Source organism: Schaalia odontolytica (assembly GCF_031191545.1).
In the GTDB taxonomy this organism is placed as follows: Bacteria; Actinomycetota; Actinomycetes; order Actinomycetales; family Actinomycetaceae; genus Pauljensenia; species Pauljensenia odontolytica.
Genome location: NZ_CP133472.1, coordinates 396426 through 412711, shown reverse-complemented (window position 1 = coordinate 412711; position 16286 = coordinate 396426). Strand labels below are relative to the sequence as shown.

The following is a 16286-nucleotide window of genomic DNA, read 5'->3' as shown; positions in this document are numbered from 1 at the left end:
GTATTGACCGGGTGCCGGCTGGGTCGGGGTTTGACCGATGTATTGGCCGGGTGCGGGTTGCGTTGGGGCTTGGCCCATGTATTGACCGGGTGCCGGCTGGGTCGGGGCGTGGCCCGGGAAGGGGTGCTGCGGAGGATAACCGTGGGGGTACTGGTTGCTCATGGTGTCTCGCTGGTCAGTGGGGTTGTGTCCTCGTGCAGAGGCTAGATCTATGTTAGGAGTGTACCGACAATACTATGGGTGCGCGGATACCCGTCGAGGCCGGGGTTCAGGTGCATCCGCAGTGCCGCGTGCGTCGTGGAAGGGACGGCAAGGCCCGCCTGTAAAACGACAGCGGAGTCGCCGACTCGGTGACGAGGAGGGGTCTTCCAGTCCCTGTAGAGGACTCGAATGCCGGCACCAGCCGCGACCACGATGGAGACAACCAGATACGAGGCCGCTGCGGTGGTGATGGCCGGTGACCATGAGCCCGGTGAGAGGAAGTATCCCAAGACGATAGTGAGGGACATGAATGCGCCGGTTATCCCGAAGACGAGGAGCTTGTCGTGCGTGGTGGTTTCCTGCTGAGCCACGTGACCCTCATTCCACCCGTGCGTCGACGATGATCCAGCTGTGACTATAGACGTCGACGGTTAGGGACGTCGCGCCTGAACGCGCCCGGCACGTCTCGTAGATGGTTGATGAGACGCTGCCGCGTTCGGCGAGGTCGTCGGAGTCGCTGGTCCGGAGCGTTATCGTTCGCGTCGTCCCGTCCTCCAGGGTCATGGTGACGTGGTTGTCGTAGTAATCGATGGTGGTGCCGTAATCGTCCGACGGCTTGTAGTGTGCCGTCTGGGCGAGCTGACACGAGGTGACTGTCATCGTGTGCGGCCCCTCCACGAAGTCCCGGGCTACTGCAATCCCGTAAACGCCCGACATGGCGGCGATCACAGTTCCAGCAACGCCCGCCGCAATCGAGGCAATGGCGAAGAGCGTACCCGACGACGTTCTCCCCTCGGCCTCGGCCCTGCTCTTGCGCCCGCGCAGCACAACAACAAGGACAGCGCACGCGATCGCTGCTACGAGGCCGATGACGCAATAGGCGCCAATCCATACGAGTCGCCAGTATCCGAAGTGCACGTACCGGCCGAGCGACGCGAAAGCGTAGGCGATGGTGCCGAAGACGGCGATAACGACAAGCGCGAGCAGATTTGCGCGCGTTGAGAGTCCCTGTAGTGCGCGCCCGACAAGTGACGATTCCTGGCTGCCGCCCGGGGAACCGCTCGGGGGAAAGGTGGGGTGCTGGTTACTCATGGTCTCACTGATGTGCTCGGAATTCATGATGCCGGGGTGCGTTCCCGTCACGTCTCGCGGCTGGCCGTCATGATCTGGCTGTGCGGCTTCCAATCGACGCCGATAGACGATGTGACAGGGGGACGACCCTGGTTTGGTAGAGGGCCTAGGAGGGGCTTGTTGGCATCGCGAACGTGTTGTGCGCGCGTCGCGATGTCGAAGTGATGCGACCTTCCGACGTCGCAATCAACAGAGAGTACGCTGCGGTAACATCTGCTGGCGCGTTGCTCTCGCTCGGTCTCAGGCGTCCGCCGGTGTCGCTCCCGTCCACTCGTACCAGCCCTGGTGCTGGACGATCCACGCCATGAGGGCGTAGCCGGCCTGGCCGGGCAGGGTTTGGCCGTCCCCGCCGCGGGCGAGGGAGGCCGCCATGTCCTCGAACCACTGGTCGTGCGCGACGAGCGGCGTGTAGCAGTCGGCGAAGGGAATGCCTCGGCGCGCGCACACCTCGGAGCACGAGGCGGACAACGCTTTGAGGGACCCGGAGTCCACGCCTGCGAGCGGCGGGGGGCCCACGACGAAGCTGGGGATGCCCAGAGCGGTCGCCCGGTCGGTGATATTGGCCAGGTTCAGGCGCGAGCGTGCCGTCGAGATGCCCGCCGCGACGTCGCCCGGGCCCACCCCGATGACGAGGCCGTGGGGCTCCCCCTCGGCCAGGCGCGGCAGGACCTCGGCCTCCCAGCGTGCGGCCATCTGCTTTGTCGTCTCGGAGGGAACGGCGAGGGTCAGGAACGTGGCGGGCAGATCGAATGTCGAGTGCGCGTTGACGCGACCGACCCAGCCCAGGCCTCGTGGGTCGCCGACGCCCGCGACGAGCTCGTCTCCGATGAAGCAGATCCGCATGGTGTTCCTTTCCGGTGCCTCCCGCGCCCCCGGTGGGAGCGCGGGCCCTCGTTAGCCTTCGAAGGCCTGCGCAATAAGGGTAGCTGCTTGCTCCTTGTGAAGCGAGGCACGTCCCGCGGCGGTCGTCGCGGACTCGGGGCGCGAGACCACGCGGACCGGTCGTCCCAAGGATGGGAAGAGGTTGAGCGCCAGGTGGGGCCACGCACCCTGGTTGCGCGGCTCGTCCTGCGCCCACGTCACCGAGGCGTTCGGGTACTGGTCCAGGGCCTCGGCCACCTCGGCCTCGGGCAGCGGGTAGAGCTGCTCCAGGCGAATGATTGCCGTCGAAAAGTCGCCGCGGTGCTCGCGCTCCTTGACGAGGTCGTAGAACAGGCGGCCCGAGCACAGGATCACGCGCGTCACCGATGCCGGATTGGTGACGGAGGCATCGCCGATGACGGGCTGGAAGGCACCCAAGGTGAACTCGTCGATGTGCGAGGATGCGGCCGACAGGCGCAGCAGCTGCTTGGGCGTGAAGGCGATGAGCGGCTTACGCGGGCGCTTGTAGGCCTGCGTGCGCAGCATGTGGAAGTAGTTCGCCGGCGTGGAGGGCTGGACGATCCACATGTTGTCCTGGGCGGCCAGCTGCAGGTAACGCTCGATGCGCGCGCTCGAGTGGTCGGGTCCCTGACCCTCGTAGCCGTGGGGGAGGAGCATGACGAGAGAGCAGCGCTGGCCCCACTTCTGCTCGGCCGAGCAGACGAACTCGTCGATGACCGTCTGTGCGCCGTTGGCGAAGTCTCCGAACTGGGCCTCCCAGATCGTGAGTGTCTCGGGGCTCTCCAGCGAGTAGCCGTAGTCGAAGGCCAGGACGCCGTACTCGCTCAGCGGGGAGTTCCACACGTCGAAGCGCGCCTGACTCTCGGTGAGGAAACGCAGCGGCGTGAACTCGCGCCCGTCGTTCGCGTCGTGCAGGATCGCGTGACGCTGGACGAAGGTCGCGCGACCCACGTCCTCGCCGGACAGGCGCACGCCGGTGCCCTCCATGAGGAGCGTGCCGAAGGCGAGGAGCTCCGCGAAGCCCCAGTCGATTGGCTTGTTTCCGAGCGCCATCTCCAGGCGGCGCTCGCACAGCTGGCGCAGCTTGGGGTGAGGCTCGAAGCCCTCCGGGAAGCGCGTGTGAGCGCGGCCGATGCGGCGCAGCGCCTTGGCGGGGGCCGCGGACGTCCAGCCGATCATCATGCCGATGCCGGGCATCTGGGACTCCGGCATGGTCCATTCCTCATCGCGGGACTCCCCGGCCTCGCCCACTCCGGCGGTGAGGGCAGGGTCGTGCGTGCGGCTGCCCGGGTTGATTTCGGACACCGACGAAGCGCCGCCCGCGCGGGTCTCCTCGAGGATGCGTCCGAGTTCCGCCTCGTACTGGGCGATCGACTGGCGGGCCTCGTCCTCGGTGAGCTGGCCGCGACCCACGAGGCCGCGGATGTACACGGCTCGAGTAGAGGGGATGCGGTCGATGAGGGAGTACATGACGGGCTGGGTCATCGACGGGTCGTCGCCCTCGTTGTGACCGCGACGGCGGTAACACACCATGTCGATGATGACGTCCTTGTGGAAGGCGTTGCGGTACTCAAACGCCAGGTGTGCGCAGCGGATGACGGCCTCGGGATCGTCGGCGTTCACGTGCAGGATCGGGACCTGCATGCCCTTGGCGAGGTCGGTCGCGTAGCCGGTGGAACGGCCCTGCGTCGGGCCCGTCGTGAAGCCGATCTGGTTGTTGACGATGATGTGGATCGTGCCGCCGGTCTTGTATCCCTCGAGCTGGGAGAGGTTGAAGGTCTCCTGGACGACTCCCTGGCCGATAAAGGCCGCGTCGCCGTGGATGAGGATCGGGATGATCGGCAGGTCCGGGTCGCCCAGGTGCTCCTGCTTGGCGCGCACGATGCCCTCCAGGACGCCGTCGGCGGCCTCCAGGTGCGAGGGGTTGGCGGCCATGTAGACCTTGGTGGCCAGGCCGTCGTCGAGGGAGTACACGCCCCAGGTGCCCAGGTGGTACTTGACGTCGCCGGATCCCTGGACCGAGTTGGGGATGTAGTTGCCCTCGAACTCGTCGAAGATCTGCGCGTAGGACTTGCCCGCGATGTTGGCCAGCACGTTGAGGCGGCCGCGGTGCGCCATGCCGATGGCGACCTCGTGGATGCCGGTGCGCGCTGAGTCGGCCAGGATGTGGTCGAGCAGCGGGATCAGGGATTCGCCGCCCTCGAGCGAGAAGCGCTTCTGGCCCATGAACTTCGTCTGCAGGAACTCTTCGAAGGCCTCGGCGCGGATGAGGGTGCCCAGGATGTGGCGCTGGGCCTCGGGGGAGGGGGCCTCGTAGGGGCGCTCGATGCGCTGTTGAACCCACGCGCGCTGCTCGGGGTCTTGGATGTGCATGTATTCGATGCCGACCGTGCGCGTGTACGTGTCGTGCAGGCGTGTGAGGATGTCGCGCAGCAGCATCTGGTCCGAGCCGCCGAAACCGCCTGTGGGGAAGGGACGGTCGAGGTCCCACACGCTCAGGCCGTAGGAGGAGATGTCCAGGTCGGGGTGGCGACGCACGCGGTAGGCCAGCGGGTCCGTGTCGGCGGCGAGGTGGCCGCGCGAACGGTAGGCGTGGATGATCTCGGCGATGCGGGCGGGCTTGCCCTTTTCGCGGTTCGGGTCGTACTCGTAGTCGGCTTCCCACGAGTAGGGGCGCGCGGGAACGTGCATCGATGTGAAGACGCGCTCGTAGAAGCCGTCGCGACCCGAGAGCTTCGCGTCGACGAGGCCGAGGAGGCGCCCCGACGCCGCACCCTGGATGATGCGGTGGTCGTAGGTGGAGGAGAAGTACATCGTCTTGCCGATGCCCAGGGAAGCCAGGCGTTTGGGGGAGACGCCGCGGAACTCCGCCGGGTAGTCGGTGGCGCCCACGCCGATGATGAGGCCCTGGCCGACCATGAGGCGCGGCACGGAGGTGGTGGTGCCCAGCGTGCCCGGGTTCGTCAGGGTCACGGAGGCACCCTGGAAGTCGGCGGTCGTCAGCGTCGCCGTGCGGGCGCGCGCCACCAGGTCCTGGTAGGCGTTGACGAACTCGGCGAAGGTCAGAGTGTCGGCGTCGTGGATGACGGGGACCTTCAGGGAGTGGTTGCCCTGCGCGTCGGCCACGTCAATGGCCAGGCCGAAGCCGATGTGGGCGAGCTGTTCGACGGCGGGCTTGCCTCCCTCAAGCGTGTAGCGCACGTTGAGGTTGGGCATCTCGCACAGCGCCTCCACCAGGGCGTAGCCGATGAGATGCGTGAAGGAGACCTTGCCGCCGACGGTGCGCGCCAGGTGCGCGTTGATGAGGGCTCGGTTTTCGATGAGGAGCTTGGCGGGGATCTGGCGCTGGGAGGTCGCGGTGGGGATGGAGAGCGAGGCCTCCATGTGCTTGGCCGTGGCGCGCGCGGCGGACTTGAGGATGTGGAGCTCGTCGTGTGCGGGAGCGCCGTGGAAGAGCGTGAAGGCCGCGCGGCCGTGCTGCTGACGCGTGTAGGGGCTGGTGGCCTCGGCGACCGCGGCGGGAGGCGCGGGCGGCAGGTCGGAACGCGTCACGGAGATGACGTGGGGCTGCTGCGGTGCGGCCACGGGTGCGTCGTCTTCAATGTCGAGGGTGGGCGGGGTGACCGACACGGGGGCGACGGGGTCGACGGGGGCCGGCGTGCCGATCGGCGAGGCCGGGGATGCTTCGGGCGCAGCATCGGGGATGTCGGGGCGCTTGGTGCGCAGTTGCGGGGGAGCGGACTCGGTGGAGAAATAGGCGCGCCAGGAGGGGTCCAGGAGCTGGGGATCGCGCTCGTAGAGGTCTCGCATCTTCGCGATGTACCACTGAGGATCGGGCTGGGAAGCGGTGGGAGTGGGCACGTATTCCTCCGTAAGTGTCGTGCCGCGCGATCAGGCCATTTCCCGCGCGGCCATACTCGAGTAATCCTACCGCCGCGTGATGGTCTTCACGAAACCTGGTACACCTTTGGCGTGTACTTCAAGGGCCTTTGGTCCGTTGAAGAATGATTGTTGGCACATGCCTTGCGGTGTGTGGAAATGCGCGACGGGGGAGAGGGCGTGGGCCGCTAGACTGTAACCATCATGGACTGCGACACTGCCGGCTTTTTCGCCGCTCTTTCTCACCACCTGCCCGCGCCTACGACAAAGGCCCGCCCCGGCCTCGTCGAAGGGGGCGCGCGATGACGACTGCCCTCATGCTTGTGCTCGGTATCGTCCTCACAGCCGGCACCTTCGTCTTCGTGTCCGCGGAGTTCTCCCTCGTCGCCGTCGACCAGGCCGTCCTCGACAAGAAGGCCGAGGAGGGGGACCGTGGCGCCGCCTCCGTCCTGCGCGCCACCCGCACCCTGTCCACCCAGCTGTCGGGCGCCCAGGTGGGCATAACGCTGACCACGATCCTGCTCGGCTACACGACGCAGAGCGCGCTGGCTGACCTCCTTGAGGATCTGCTCGGATCGGTAGGCCTCGCGTGGGGCCTGGCAACCGGTATCGCGGCCTTTGCCGCCGCGACCTGTATCAATGTCTTTTCGATGCTCTTCGGCGAACTCGTTCCCAAGAATCTCGCCCTTGCCCACCCCCTGGCCATGGCCGTGCGCGTCGTCCCCTTCCAGATGGCCTTCACAGCCGTCGCCCGCCCCGTGATCTGGGTGCTGGGCGGAACCGCGAACTGGGTGCTTGCCCGCATGGGCATCGAGCCGCAGGAGGAGATCTCCTCGGCGCGCTCCGCCTCCGAGCTGACCGCCCTCGTGGAGCATTCCGTCGAAGAAGGCACCTTCGACACGTCCACCGCCGACCTCTTCGTCAACACGATCCGCATGTCCACCCTGAGCGCCGCCGACGTCATGACCGACCGCGGCCGCCTCCACACCCTCAGCGAGGGCGACAGCGCCCAGGACGTGCTCGACCTGGCGCGCGAAACCGGACACTCGCGATTCCCGGTCATCGGCGACGACTCCGACGACATACTCGGCCTGGTCTCCCTGCGCCGAGCGGTCGCCGTGCCCGCCGAGCGCCGAGCCGAGGTCCCCGTCATTTCTTCCTCTCTCATGACCGATGCGCCCTCGGTTCCCGAGACCGTCCCGATCGGCCCCCTCATGGTTCAGCTGCGCGACGAGGGCCTGCAGATGGCCGTCGTCGTCGACGAATACGGCGGAGTCTCCGGCATCGTGACCCTCGAGGACGTCGTCGAAGAGATCGTTGGCGAAGTCTCCGACGAGCACGACCAGCGGCGCCTGGGCATTCGGCCGCGCCCCGACGGCACCCTCCTCGTGCCCGGCACGCTGCGCCCCGACGAACTCGCGCGCCGAACGGACATCAACCTGCCCGAGGACGGCCCCTACGACACCATCGGCGGCCTCGTCATGAACGAGCTCGGTGAGATCCCCGTCGTCGGATCGCGCGTGATCGTCGACGGCGTCGGCATCGAGGTCGCTCAGATGCAGGGACGACGCGTCGCCCAGGTGGCCATCACGCCCGCGTCCGGCGACGATCAGGAGGAGGAGCAGTGAGCGTCGGAGTGGGTCTGGCCATCACCGTGGCGCTGCTGGCCGTCAACGCATTCTTCGTCGCCGGCGAGTTCGCCGTCACCTCGACGCGCCGCTCGCAGGTCGAGCCGCTCGCCGACGAGGGGGCGCGCGGCGCTGCCGACGCCCTATACGCCCTGAGGCACGTGTCGCTGATGCTGGCGATCTGCCAGCTCGGCGTGACGGTCGCGTCCACGACGCTGGGCGTCGTCGCCGAGCCAGCTATCGCGCACCTCGTCGAGTCGCCGCTTGAGCGCCTTGGTGCTCTCGAGGCGACCAGCCACGTCGTCGGATTCGCTGCCGCCCTCGTCATCGTGCTCTTCTGCCACGTCGTCTTTGGCGAAATGGTCCCGAAGAACATCTCGATCGCCGCGCCCGTGCGCATGCTCCTGATCCTGGCCCCCGTCCTCGTGCGCCTGGGTCGGGTCCTGCGCCCCATCATCGAGGCCATGGATCGTTTCGCGAACTGGTTCGTGCGCCTGGCCGGCTACGAGCCGCGCTCGGAAATCTCGTCGACCTACACCGTCGAGGAGGTCGCATCCATCGTCGTGGCCTCCCAGGCCGAGGGCGTTCTCACCGACGAACTGGGTCTGCTCAGCGGTACCCTGGAATTCTCCGAGGAGACGGCCGGAACCGCCATGGTTCCCCTCGACACGCTCGTGGTCTTGCCCGAGGGTGCCACCCCCGCCGACGTGGAGGAACAGGTTGCCCACACGGGCTACTCGCGCTTCCCGATCGTCCGAGAGGACGGCGACATCATCGGCTACGTGCACCTCAAGGACGTCCTGTACGCCACCGGCGAGGAGCGCGAACAACCGATCACCCCGTGGCGCATCCGCCGCCTCGAGGCTGTGTCTTCCGACGACCAGGTTGAGGACGCCTTGCGTCACATGCAGCGAACCGGCGTTCACTGTGCGCTCGTCCGCGACGCGGGAAGCGTCGTCGGCATCCTCTTCCTGGAAGACATCCTCGAGTTGCTGGTCGGCGAAGTGCGCGACGTTCTCCAGCGCCCGTGACGAGGCGCGATCAGCAAGGTACATTAGGTTGAGGTCAACAAGCCGTGACGAGAACAGACGAGGGGGGAGAGCGTGAGCGACACTGAATGCCCGCTGCCGAAGCGGTCGCAGCTGCGCGCAGCGCGCTCCGAGAACCGGGACGAGTCCCGGGACAACCCGATTACCGCCGAGATTCCGCTCGGTGACGAACCCGTCGCCCCTCCACCGCCCCCGGCCGCGAAGAAAGCAGTGGAGGAACCCCCGTCCCTGCCCGCCTCGTCGCCCGACGACGAGCCCGACCCCGACGAGGAGGCCACTGCCTCGTCCGCCCCGTCTGGAGAGACTGAGGGCGAACCCGAGGAAGAGTCCTCGCCCGGGGGTTCGCGACGCGCAAATGTCCACCCCGTCGGATACGCGTTGCGCGCCCTCCTCGTGATGGGCCTGGCGGGTACGACGATCGCCGTTCCCATGACGGGACGCGTCGGCTCCGACTCCTCTCTGACCGTGCCCGCGCGCGCCTTCGGCATCTCGGTGGGCGGCCCGAGCTGGGCCGTCTCGACGACCCTGCCCCAGGCCACCGCCCTGGACGGCACCCTCACCGCGAACTCGCGCGCCAAGGCCAATGCCCCCGTCTCCATCACCGGATGCGCCTCGGGCGCCGGCGCGGATGGAAACCGCAACGTGCGCGTCGTCGCCGACACGATCTACTGGCCGCTCGCCCAGGGCACATACACCGTGACCTCGCCCTTCACGATGCGTATTTCGCCCGTGTCAGGTCAGCTCCTCGCCCATGAGGGGATTGACATGGCAGCCCCGCTCGACACGCCCATCACCTCCGTGTACGGCGGCGTCGTCGAGGAGGTTTCGGAGAACTCTCGCTCGGGTGCTTACGTGCAGATCAAGCACACGAAGTCCGACGGCACCGTCTTCTACTCAGCCTACCTTCACCAGTACATGAACAAGATTACGGTGAAGGTCGGCGACACCGTCACCGCCGGGCAGGTCATCGGCGCGGTCGGAAATAACGGCTGGTCGACGGGCCCGCACCTGCACTTCGAGATTCACGACTCCTCGAACACCCCGGTGGACCCCGAGGCGTGGATGCAGACAAACAAAGCTCTTTATCTCGGACAGGAGTCTTGCTCATGATGCCCGTCACCATGCGTCAGGGACCCATCGTCTTCGCCCACCGCGGCGGCAGCGAGGAGGCCCCCGAGAACACGATGAGCGCTTTCACTCACGTGTACGAGGCTGGGATCCGTCACGTGGAGACCGACGCCCACGTGACCGCCGACGGCAAGGTTGTCGTCTGCCACGACGAGACCGTGGACCGCTGCTACGACGGAAGCGGTGCGATCGCGCAGCTGACGTGGCGCGAGCTGTCCAAGCTGCGCCATCGTGAATCCGGGGAGCAGATGCCGCTGCTCGCCCAGGTGCTCGAGGCCTTCCCGGACATGTACTTCAACATCGACGCGAAGGAGGCGGGCGTGGAAGGCCCGCTTCTGGACGTCATCGCCGACCACGGCGCGGCCGATCGCGTGCTCGTGGCCTCCTTCTCCGAGCCGCGCCTGCGCGCCGTGCGTGACATCGCGGCTTCGGATCCGGCCCGTGCGGTTTCGACGTCGCTGGGCACCGAGGCCGTCGTACGCCTCGTGGGTGCTGCAAAGAGCGCCACGAACCCCGCCTGGTGGCATGTGCCCGGCCCGTGCCGGGGAGCAATGGCCGCTCAGGTCCCCATGCACCAGGGCCCCATCCGCGTCGTCGATGAGCGCTTCGTAGCCACCGCCCACACCCTCGGCCTGGCTGTACACGTGTGGACCATCAACACGGTGGCCGACGTGCTGCGCCTCCTCGAGGTCGGCGTCGACGGCATCATCACCGACCGACCCGTCTTCCTGCGCGACTTCCTGGACCAGCGGGGCCTGTGGACGCAGCCCCCGGCTCCCGGTTCTGTTTCGGGCCCCAGGGACTGAGGTCAGGACGCCTCGAGAGGCGAGGAGCCGCATGGCTCTGCCCTCTCGGCGCTTGTGTCAGGACGGCTGGCTCACTCGTTGTCGCTGATGTCGGCCACGGCCTCGTCCAGGCCCGCGCCCGCTCGGGGGAAAACTAGGGGGCGAGCATTCCCATCATCATCGCCCATATCGCTGCGCGTGGCGGTGCGTCCAGTGTTGGATCGGCTGACAGGCGGGCGAGAGCTTCCTCGTCAAGTGGCGCGTGGATTTGTGCGTGCAGATGGTCTGTCACGAAACAGTCATAGTGTAAGCCGGTTTGCCACTTGCGACGGTATGTCTCCTCGCGCACGCATGTTACGACGCTCCAGTGTCCCGAGACGCAGTCCTGGGCGAAGTGTGACTCAGCGGGACCATATGTCACGAGATCGTTCAGTACATCCTGAGCGCGCTGTACATCCAGGGCACGAATCGCAGCGACGAAATCCGCGGGAATGTAAGGAGGCCCATCGTGGATGGTGGGGCCTGCGTGCAGCAGGGAGGCGAAGGCCAAGATATGGGGGACCTCGCAGTAATCGACCTGGCTGAAGTGCACGCCGTCCACGTCGGAACGCATGACGACGGAGCGAGGCATTGTTGGCCAGATCCTCCAGTCGCGTATGACCCCGCGCATGCTAGGGGATACGACGCGGATCGCAATTTGGGTGTGAGCTGCTCGCACTGGCTCGAGGATGCGTGCGGAATCGCCGGACAACCCGTTGGCGCCGGCCAGTCCGAGCGACACCAGTCCGCTGGAGAGAGCGGCGCTTGAAATACGCCCGGCATTCTCGTCACTGGCAATCATCTCGAGTAGGGCATCTGCCTGCTCGACGGTGACGATGATCTGATCCGAGGAGTCGCTTTCGATTGGATGGTCGCTCATGGTGTCACCTCCAGGGTTTGAGCCATCGTGATGAAATCATCGATGATCATTGGGAATAGGACGCTGGGGCGCGTACACGTCGCGGTCCACAGGAAACGCTGCGGTGGTTGCTGCGTCGTGGGCGCAGTGCGTGTGATCCACGTGAGCTGGCTGAGTGTCAGAGAGACATTTTCAAGAATGTACACGCCAGTGCGCCAGCGGGCGCCCTCGGGGAGCATCGGCCACGCGAAGTCATCAATAAGGTGGAACCCAGGCAACGCTTCCTCCACCTGCCTGACGCTGTCCGCGTAGACGTCGTCGTCGCTCACGTCGGTGCTGAGCGCCCCGCCGGTCACCACGAAGGTTGGAACGTTTCCCTCATCTTTCGTCTTAGCGATGGCGACGAGACGGACGCTGGGATCATCTGCCAGGGGGCCGAGCTGTGCGTATTCCTCAGGGGTCAGGAATCTCCATCCCGAGGAAAGGGTCATTGTTACCTGTTCGTTCACCAGAATCCCTTCCCTCTCGCGTGCTTCTTGTACGCCTCCTGATCAATGTTTCCGTTCTCATCCAGGAGCCCGTGCCGCTTGGCGTACTGCCAATCGGCGTACAGCCAGCGAGGAAACCTAATTGGAAGAAGAGCAATGAGTGTGCAAGCAGCAGCGAATAACGCTACTGCTGCGATGCTTGTAAGCCAAAGTCTAGGAAGGCTGTAATATCTGACAATTCCAGATATACCGGCAACAAAGAAAATGATAACCAACGCAGGTGCGCCAATAGCAGCGTAGTTTCTGCTAATCTGCCCTTTTCCATTCATTCGGCGCCACAGGTTCGCAGCCTTTGAGTCTGTGAACATCTCGGCGTACCACACCGCTGCTCCAAACAGCCCTAATCCGATACCAATAATAGCGATGTTCAAATTATCTTTCATGTGCTCAAGCTCCATTTAAGGGGTCAACGATGCCCTCATTGGCTGCATCTCCAACAGTTTCTCCTAAGTAGTGGCCAGCCACTCCTCCGATGACGCCGCCGACAAGGCCAATAACACCTGCCTGAGGGTTATCGTGGCCGTTCATCACCATAGATCCCTTTTGTTGGCGTGGTGACGGGCCCACGCTTCCCGATCGATGTTGCCATCGTCGTCTAAGAGCCCATGGCGCTTGGCGTACTGCCAATCGGCGTAGACCCACCGGGGAAACTTGATGGGCAGAAGGCCAATGAGGAAGAAAGATAGAAATACTAGGATTGAAATGGCGGCAATGCGCGACAAAATCCCCGGTAGTTGAAAATAATTGATCAATCCTAGGATGCCGCCGAGAAGAAAAATGCATGCAAATGCGGGTGCTCCGATAGCAGCATAATTTCTACTGATTCTTCCTTTGCCGTTCATTCGGCGCCACAGGTTCGCAGCCTTTGAGTCTGTGAACATCTCGGCGTACCACACCGCTGCTCCAAACAGCCCTAATCCGATACCAATAATAGCGATGTTCAAATTATCTTTCATGTGCTCAAGCTCCATTTAAGGGGTCAACGATGCCCTCATTGGCTGCATCTCCAACCGTTTCTCCTAAGTAGTGGCCAGCCACTCCTCCGATGACGCCGCCGACAACGCCGCCAACAACGGCACCAATGGGGGCGAAAGGCCCCGAGACTGCAGCGCCGATGGCGGCACCGCCTTTGGCTCCTAACCAGGCACCTCCCCATGTGCCAAGACCTGTGAAGGTCCCCTTCACGCCTGCCCGCGCAACCTTGTGGCCCTCGCTCCATTCGGGGTGCTGCTCGGTATCGGTTTGGTAGGTGTCATAGGCGGTGATACCTCCGTCGACGACCGCCCCCGCTACGCCGGCAACCTTTCCAGCTTTCGAGGCTATCGGAGCTATCGTTCGTGTGCCAGCCGGTTCTATGACTTGTGTCCCCGTGGGACGGAATGTCCAAGCTTGCAGGTCGCCGTTGGCGAAGTATCCCGCGGGGGGGCGTATAACCTCCCCTGTAGCGCATCATCGTGGTTGCGGCTACAGAATTACCACCAAGGTCAATTAAACCCATCGTGTAGGGGAGAGCGTTAGCGTCAGGGTGCTCATCGTCCAAAACGAACTGGCTTTTGAGTCCGTTGAAAACGGGCTCAATCCATTGCTCATAGGCGTCCACTTTGAGACTGTCTAACGCAAGTGAAAACACGTGCTCGGCGCGTTCATAATTCAACCGCTGGACCTCAGCTTGCGCTTGCAGCTCATTAAAACTATGGACAAGGTCATCGTCCGACTCATCGAATAGGGTCACTGTGTCGCCTTCGACGATCAGACCACAGTCTTGGGCTTTCTGCGCGATTCCCTTGTACTCCTCACGTACTGACTTCATCGACCAGGCGAGTTCGGATACAGCGTTCGTGAGTGCTTTCAGATCGTTGGAGATTTCTTCACACACGTCCGATACGATTTGTAAATCGTGCTGACATGGGTCGACAAGAAGTGCCTCCTGCTGGCCGACAATGGAGGAAGCGCGCACTGTATCTCCGTCTGCGGTATGCAATGCGCCGGAAGCTTGTTCGCATTGATCCTTGAACGTGAAGAGATTGTCGACGTTAATCGGGAAAGGCATGGAAAACCATGCTCCGTGTTGGCGTGTATCTTCATCGGTACTCATCGTGGCCCCCTGGCGCGCAGATACTCTCCTGTTGACTGAAGACTGGCAGCTTCCTGATTATCGGTGGTTGCAAAATTCTCGGATGCTGCGGTCAGTCCGCGAGCGATAGAAAAAGAACAAAAAGATGCCTTCTGTATGACACGATTGATCCTCTCGATCTTCGCTGTCAGATCCGCCTCATTACTCCCAGCGCCACTAGGTGCTTCGAGAGTCTCAGAGGCGACTCTCTCGCTCGAGTACTCCAGGATGTTGATGGCACGTGACACTGCGGTCGCGTCCCATACGATTCCACCGGACAACTGTCTCCCCTTACGACTCGGTCAGCAGTAACAGATCAGGATAGCCCTCCGTCAAAGTGATCGTCAAGTCCTCATTAAAGAGATTAGGTTCCTCTAGAACCTTAAAATTTCAGCAAAAAACGGGGGGGCGGAGCCGCTTGGCTCCGCCCCCCCCGATACCGTTGTCAGGACCGCTGGCTCACTCGTCGCCGCTGAAGTCGGCCACAGCCTCGTCCAGGCCCGCGCGACGGATACGCACGAGCGAGAGGAACGCCAGGCCGGCGGCCAGAGCGATGCCCAGGCCTCGAACCAGCCAGGACTCGCCCACGAAGATCATCGCCATGGCGGCCAGGGTCGGCACCAGGAGCGTGAACGCGTAGCCGATGTATCGGCCGAAGGACGGCATGGGCACACCGTCGGACTCGGCGACCGACTTGACCATGAAGTTCGGGCCATTGCCGATGTAGGTGATCGCGCCACAGAACACGGCACCCAACGAAATCGGGATCAGGTAGTACTCGGGCACGCCCGCGACCAGGGTGCCCTCGCCGCCGGACGCCTTCGCCATCTCGAAGAACGTCATGTACGTCGGGGCGTTATCCAGGATCGAGGACAGGCCACCCGTGAACACGAAGTACGTCATGCGCGTCAGCGGCAGCGACGGCGCGATCTGCTCCAGGTAGCGCAGCGCCGGCGCCATCGTCGCAAAGATGCCGATGAAGAGGGTCGCGACCTCCATGATCGGGGCCCACGTGAAGGCGTTCTCCTCGAAGCGCACCTTCTTATCCGAAAGCTTGTAGGACAGGCCCGCGACCGTGAGCATGATGATCTCGCGCCACGGAACCAGCTCGGTCCAGGAATGCACGTGCCCCTCGGCCAGGGCCTCGCCGTCCCACGAGGGAGCGAAAGCGACCGAGAGGATGATGACCGCGAAGAACAGGAGGTTGATTGTGCCGTGCAGCCTCAAGGGCTTGATCTCGCGGTCGTCGGCCTCGATCGAGGACGTGTCCTCGGACGCGTAACGCACGCGGTCGATCGAGTAGTACGACAGGAGCAGCAGCGCCAGAACGAACAGCCACTCCTTCCACAGCGCGAAGGTCCACGCGAAGGGGACGCCGTGCAGATAGCCGAGGAACAGCGGCGGATCGCCGAGCGGAGTCAGTATGCCACCACAGTTCGCCACAATGAAGATCGTGAACAGGACCGTGTGCACGCGGTGCTTACGTTCCTTGTTGGTTTCCAGGAGCGGGCGGATCAGCAGCATGGCCGCGCCCGTCGTCCCGATGAACGAGGCCAGCAGGCCGCCGATCGCCAGGAAGATCGTGTTGTTGCGCGGGGTCGCCTTGATGTCGCCGGCCAGGTGAATGCCGCCGGACACCACGAACAGCGCGAAGAGCAGCGAAATGAACTGCACGTACTCCACGCCCGTGGCGATCAGCGGTCCGGTGCCCGCCTTCATGAACATCCAGATCGTCGTCGGCACGCCCAGCAGGAGCGCGACGGACAGCTGGGAGGATTCCTTTTCCCACCAGTGCGCGGTCTTGGGGATGATTGGCAAGACGGCGATGCATCCGAGCATCGCGACGAAGGGGAGCAGGCTCCACCAGGGATAGGTCATCGGCCAGTCCTTGATTGACGATAGATACGCCCCCTATTTTATGTGGTGGGGGAGCGGGGTGCGGAGCGTTCCAGGGGGTGGGAGTGGCCTCATCGACGAGGCGGGGGCGCGTTTGCGCGCGGGTTTCCCTCCGCCGTTGGCGGGCACTGCGAGCGTTGCGGATATG

General features: G+C 64.4%; 14 protein-coding genes and 1 pseudogene. 4 read left to right on the top strand and 11 right to left on the bottom strand.

From position 1 onward, the window contains the following. Positions 1-209: 209 nt before the first annotated feature. The 4 genes from RDV55_RS01795 to RDV55_RS01780 form a co-directional block, all read right to left on the bottom strand. Positions 210-572 carry a hypothetical protein gene (locus RDV55_RS01795; protein WP_111822814.1) on the bottom strand — a complete coding sequence of 121 codons (363 nt, stop codon included), beginning with the start codon at positions 570-572 and terminating at the stop codon, positions 210-212. 7 nt (positions 573-579) lie between these two features. Beyond that, positions 580-1293: a CD20-like domain-containing protein gene (locus tag RDV55_RS01790; protein ID WP_245907611.1), complete on the bottom strand. Its 714-nt coding sequence runs from the start codon at positions 1291-1293 to the stop codon at positions 580-582. Between the two features lie 279 nt (positions 1294-1572). After that, on the bottom strand, positions 1573-2175 hold the full coding sequence (locus RDV55_RS01785; RefSeq protein ID WP_111822816.1) for a GDSL-type esterase/lipase family protein: 603 nt from the start codon (positions 2173-2175) through the stop codon (positions 1573-1575). A gap of 51 nt (positions 2176-2226) precedes the next feature. After that, positions 2227-6075, bottom strand: coding sequence for a multifunctional oxoglutarate decarboxylase/oxoglutarate dehydrogenase thiamine pyrophosphate-binding subunit/dihydrolipoyllysine-residue succinyltransferase subunit (locus RDV55_RS01780; RefSeq protein WP_111822817.1), 3849 nt, complete (start codon positions 6073-6075; stop codon positions 2227-2229). 320 nt (positions 6076-6395) lie between these two features. Here RDV55_RS01780 and RDV55_RS01775 point away from each other — a divergent pair, with 320 nt between their 5' ends. Beyond that, a complete protein-coding gene (locus tag RDV55_RS01775; RefSeq protein ID WP_111822818.1) occupies positions 6396-7721 on the top strand; it encodes a hemolysin family protein in 1326 nt (441 codons plus the stop codon). On the opposite strand, the pseudogene RDV55_RS10500 reads toward RDV55_RS01775, so the two are convergent. Further along, positions 7703-7774 (bottom strand): annotated as a pseudogene (locus RDV55_RS10500) (hypothetical protein); the annotation flags it as partial. The gene RDV55_RS01775 and the pseudogene RDV55_RS10500 sit on opposite strands and share 19 nt — an antisense overlap. Between RDV55_RS10500 and RDV55_RS01770 the strand changes: the two are divergent. From RDV55_RS01770 to RDV55_RS01760, 3 genes are all read left to right on the top strand, one after another. Next, positions 7742-8752 carry a hemolysin family protein gene (locus tag RDV55_RS01770; protein WP_373462909.1) on the top strand — a complete coding sequence of 337 codons (1011 nt, stop codon included), beginning with the start codon at positions 7742-7744 and terminating at the stop codon, positions 8750-8752. The pseudogene RDV55_RS10500 and the gene RDV55_RS01770 sit on opposite strands and share 33 nt — an antisense overlap. 72 nt (positions 8753-8824) lie before the next feature. Continuing rightward, entirely contained in the window at positions 8825-9880 is a 1056-nt protein-coding gene (locus tag RDV55_RS01765) for a M23 family metallopeptidase (protein ID WP_111822820.1), read from the top strand. Next, a complete protein-coding gene (locus tag RDV55_RS01760; RefSeq protein WP_111822821.1) occupies positions 9877-10704 on the top strand; it encodes a glycerophosphodiester phosphodiesterase family protein in 828 nt (275 codons plus the stop codon). Before RDV55_RS01765 ends, RDV55_RS01760 begins: the two co-directional genes overlap by 4 nt. Positions 10705-10837: 133 nt before the next feature. Here RDV55_RS01760 and RDV55_RS01755 read toward each other — a convergent pair whose 3' ends face one another. The 6 genes from RDV55_RS01755 to RDV55_RS01730 form a co-directional block, all read right to left on the bottom strand. After that, on the bottom strand, positions 10838-11602 hold the full coding sequence (locus tag RDV55_RS01755) for an XRE family transcriptional regulator (protein ID WP_111822822.1): 765 nt from the start codon (positions 11600-11602) through the stop codon (positions 10838-10840). Next, entirely contained in the window at positions 11599-12090 is a 492-nt protein-coding gene (locus RDV55_RS01750) for a hypothetical protein (protein ID WP_245907612.1), read from the bottom strand. Before RDV55_RS01750 ends, RDV55_RS01755 begins: the two co-directional genes overlap by 4 nt. Next, on the bottom strand, positions 12087-12512 hold the full coding sequence (locus RDV55_RS01745) for a hypothetical protein (protein ID WP_245907613.1): 426 nt from the start codon (positions 12510-12512) through the stop codon (positions 12087-12089). The genes RDV55_RS01750 and RDV55_RS01745 overlap by 4 nt, the downstream gene beginning before the upstream one ends. 144 nt (positions 12513-12656) lie before the next feature. Further along, on the bottom strand, positions 12657-13085 hold the full coding sequence (locus tag RDV55_RS01740) for a hypothetical protein (protein WP_111823123.1): 429 nt from the start codon (positions 13083-13085) through the stop codon (positions 12657-12659). Between the two features lie 296 nt (positions 13086-13381). Then, on the bottom strand, positions 13382-14224 hold the full coding sequence (locus RDV55_RS01735) for a hypothetical protein (RefSeq protein ID WP_245907614.1): 843 nt from the start codon (positions 14222-14224) through the stop codon (positions 13382-13384). Positions 14225-14701: 477 nt separating this feature from the next. Continuing rightward, positions 14702-16120: a sodium:proton antiporter gene (locus RDV55_RS01730; RefSeq protein WP_111822824.1), complete on the bottom strand. Its 1419-nt coding sequence runs from the start codon at positions 16118-16120 to the stop codon at positions 14702-14704. Between the last annotated feature and the right edge of the window lie 166 nt (positions 16121-16286).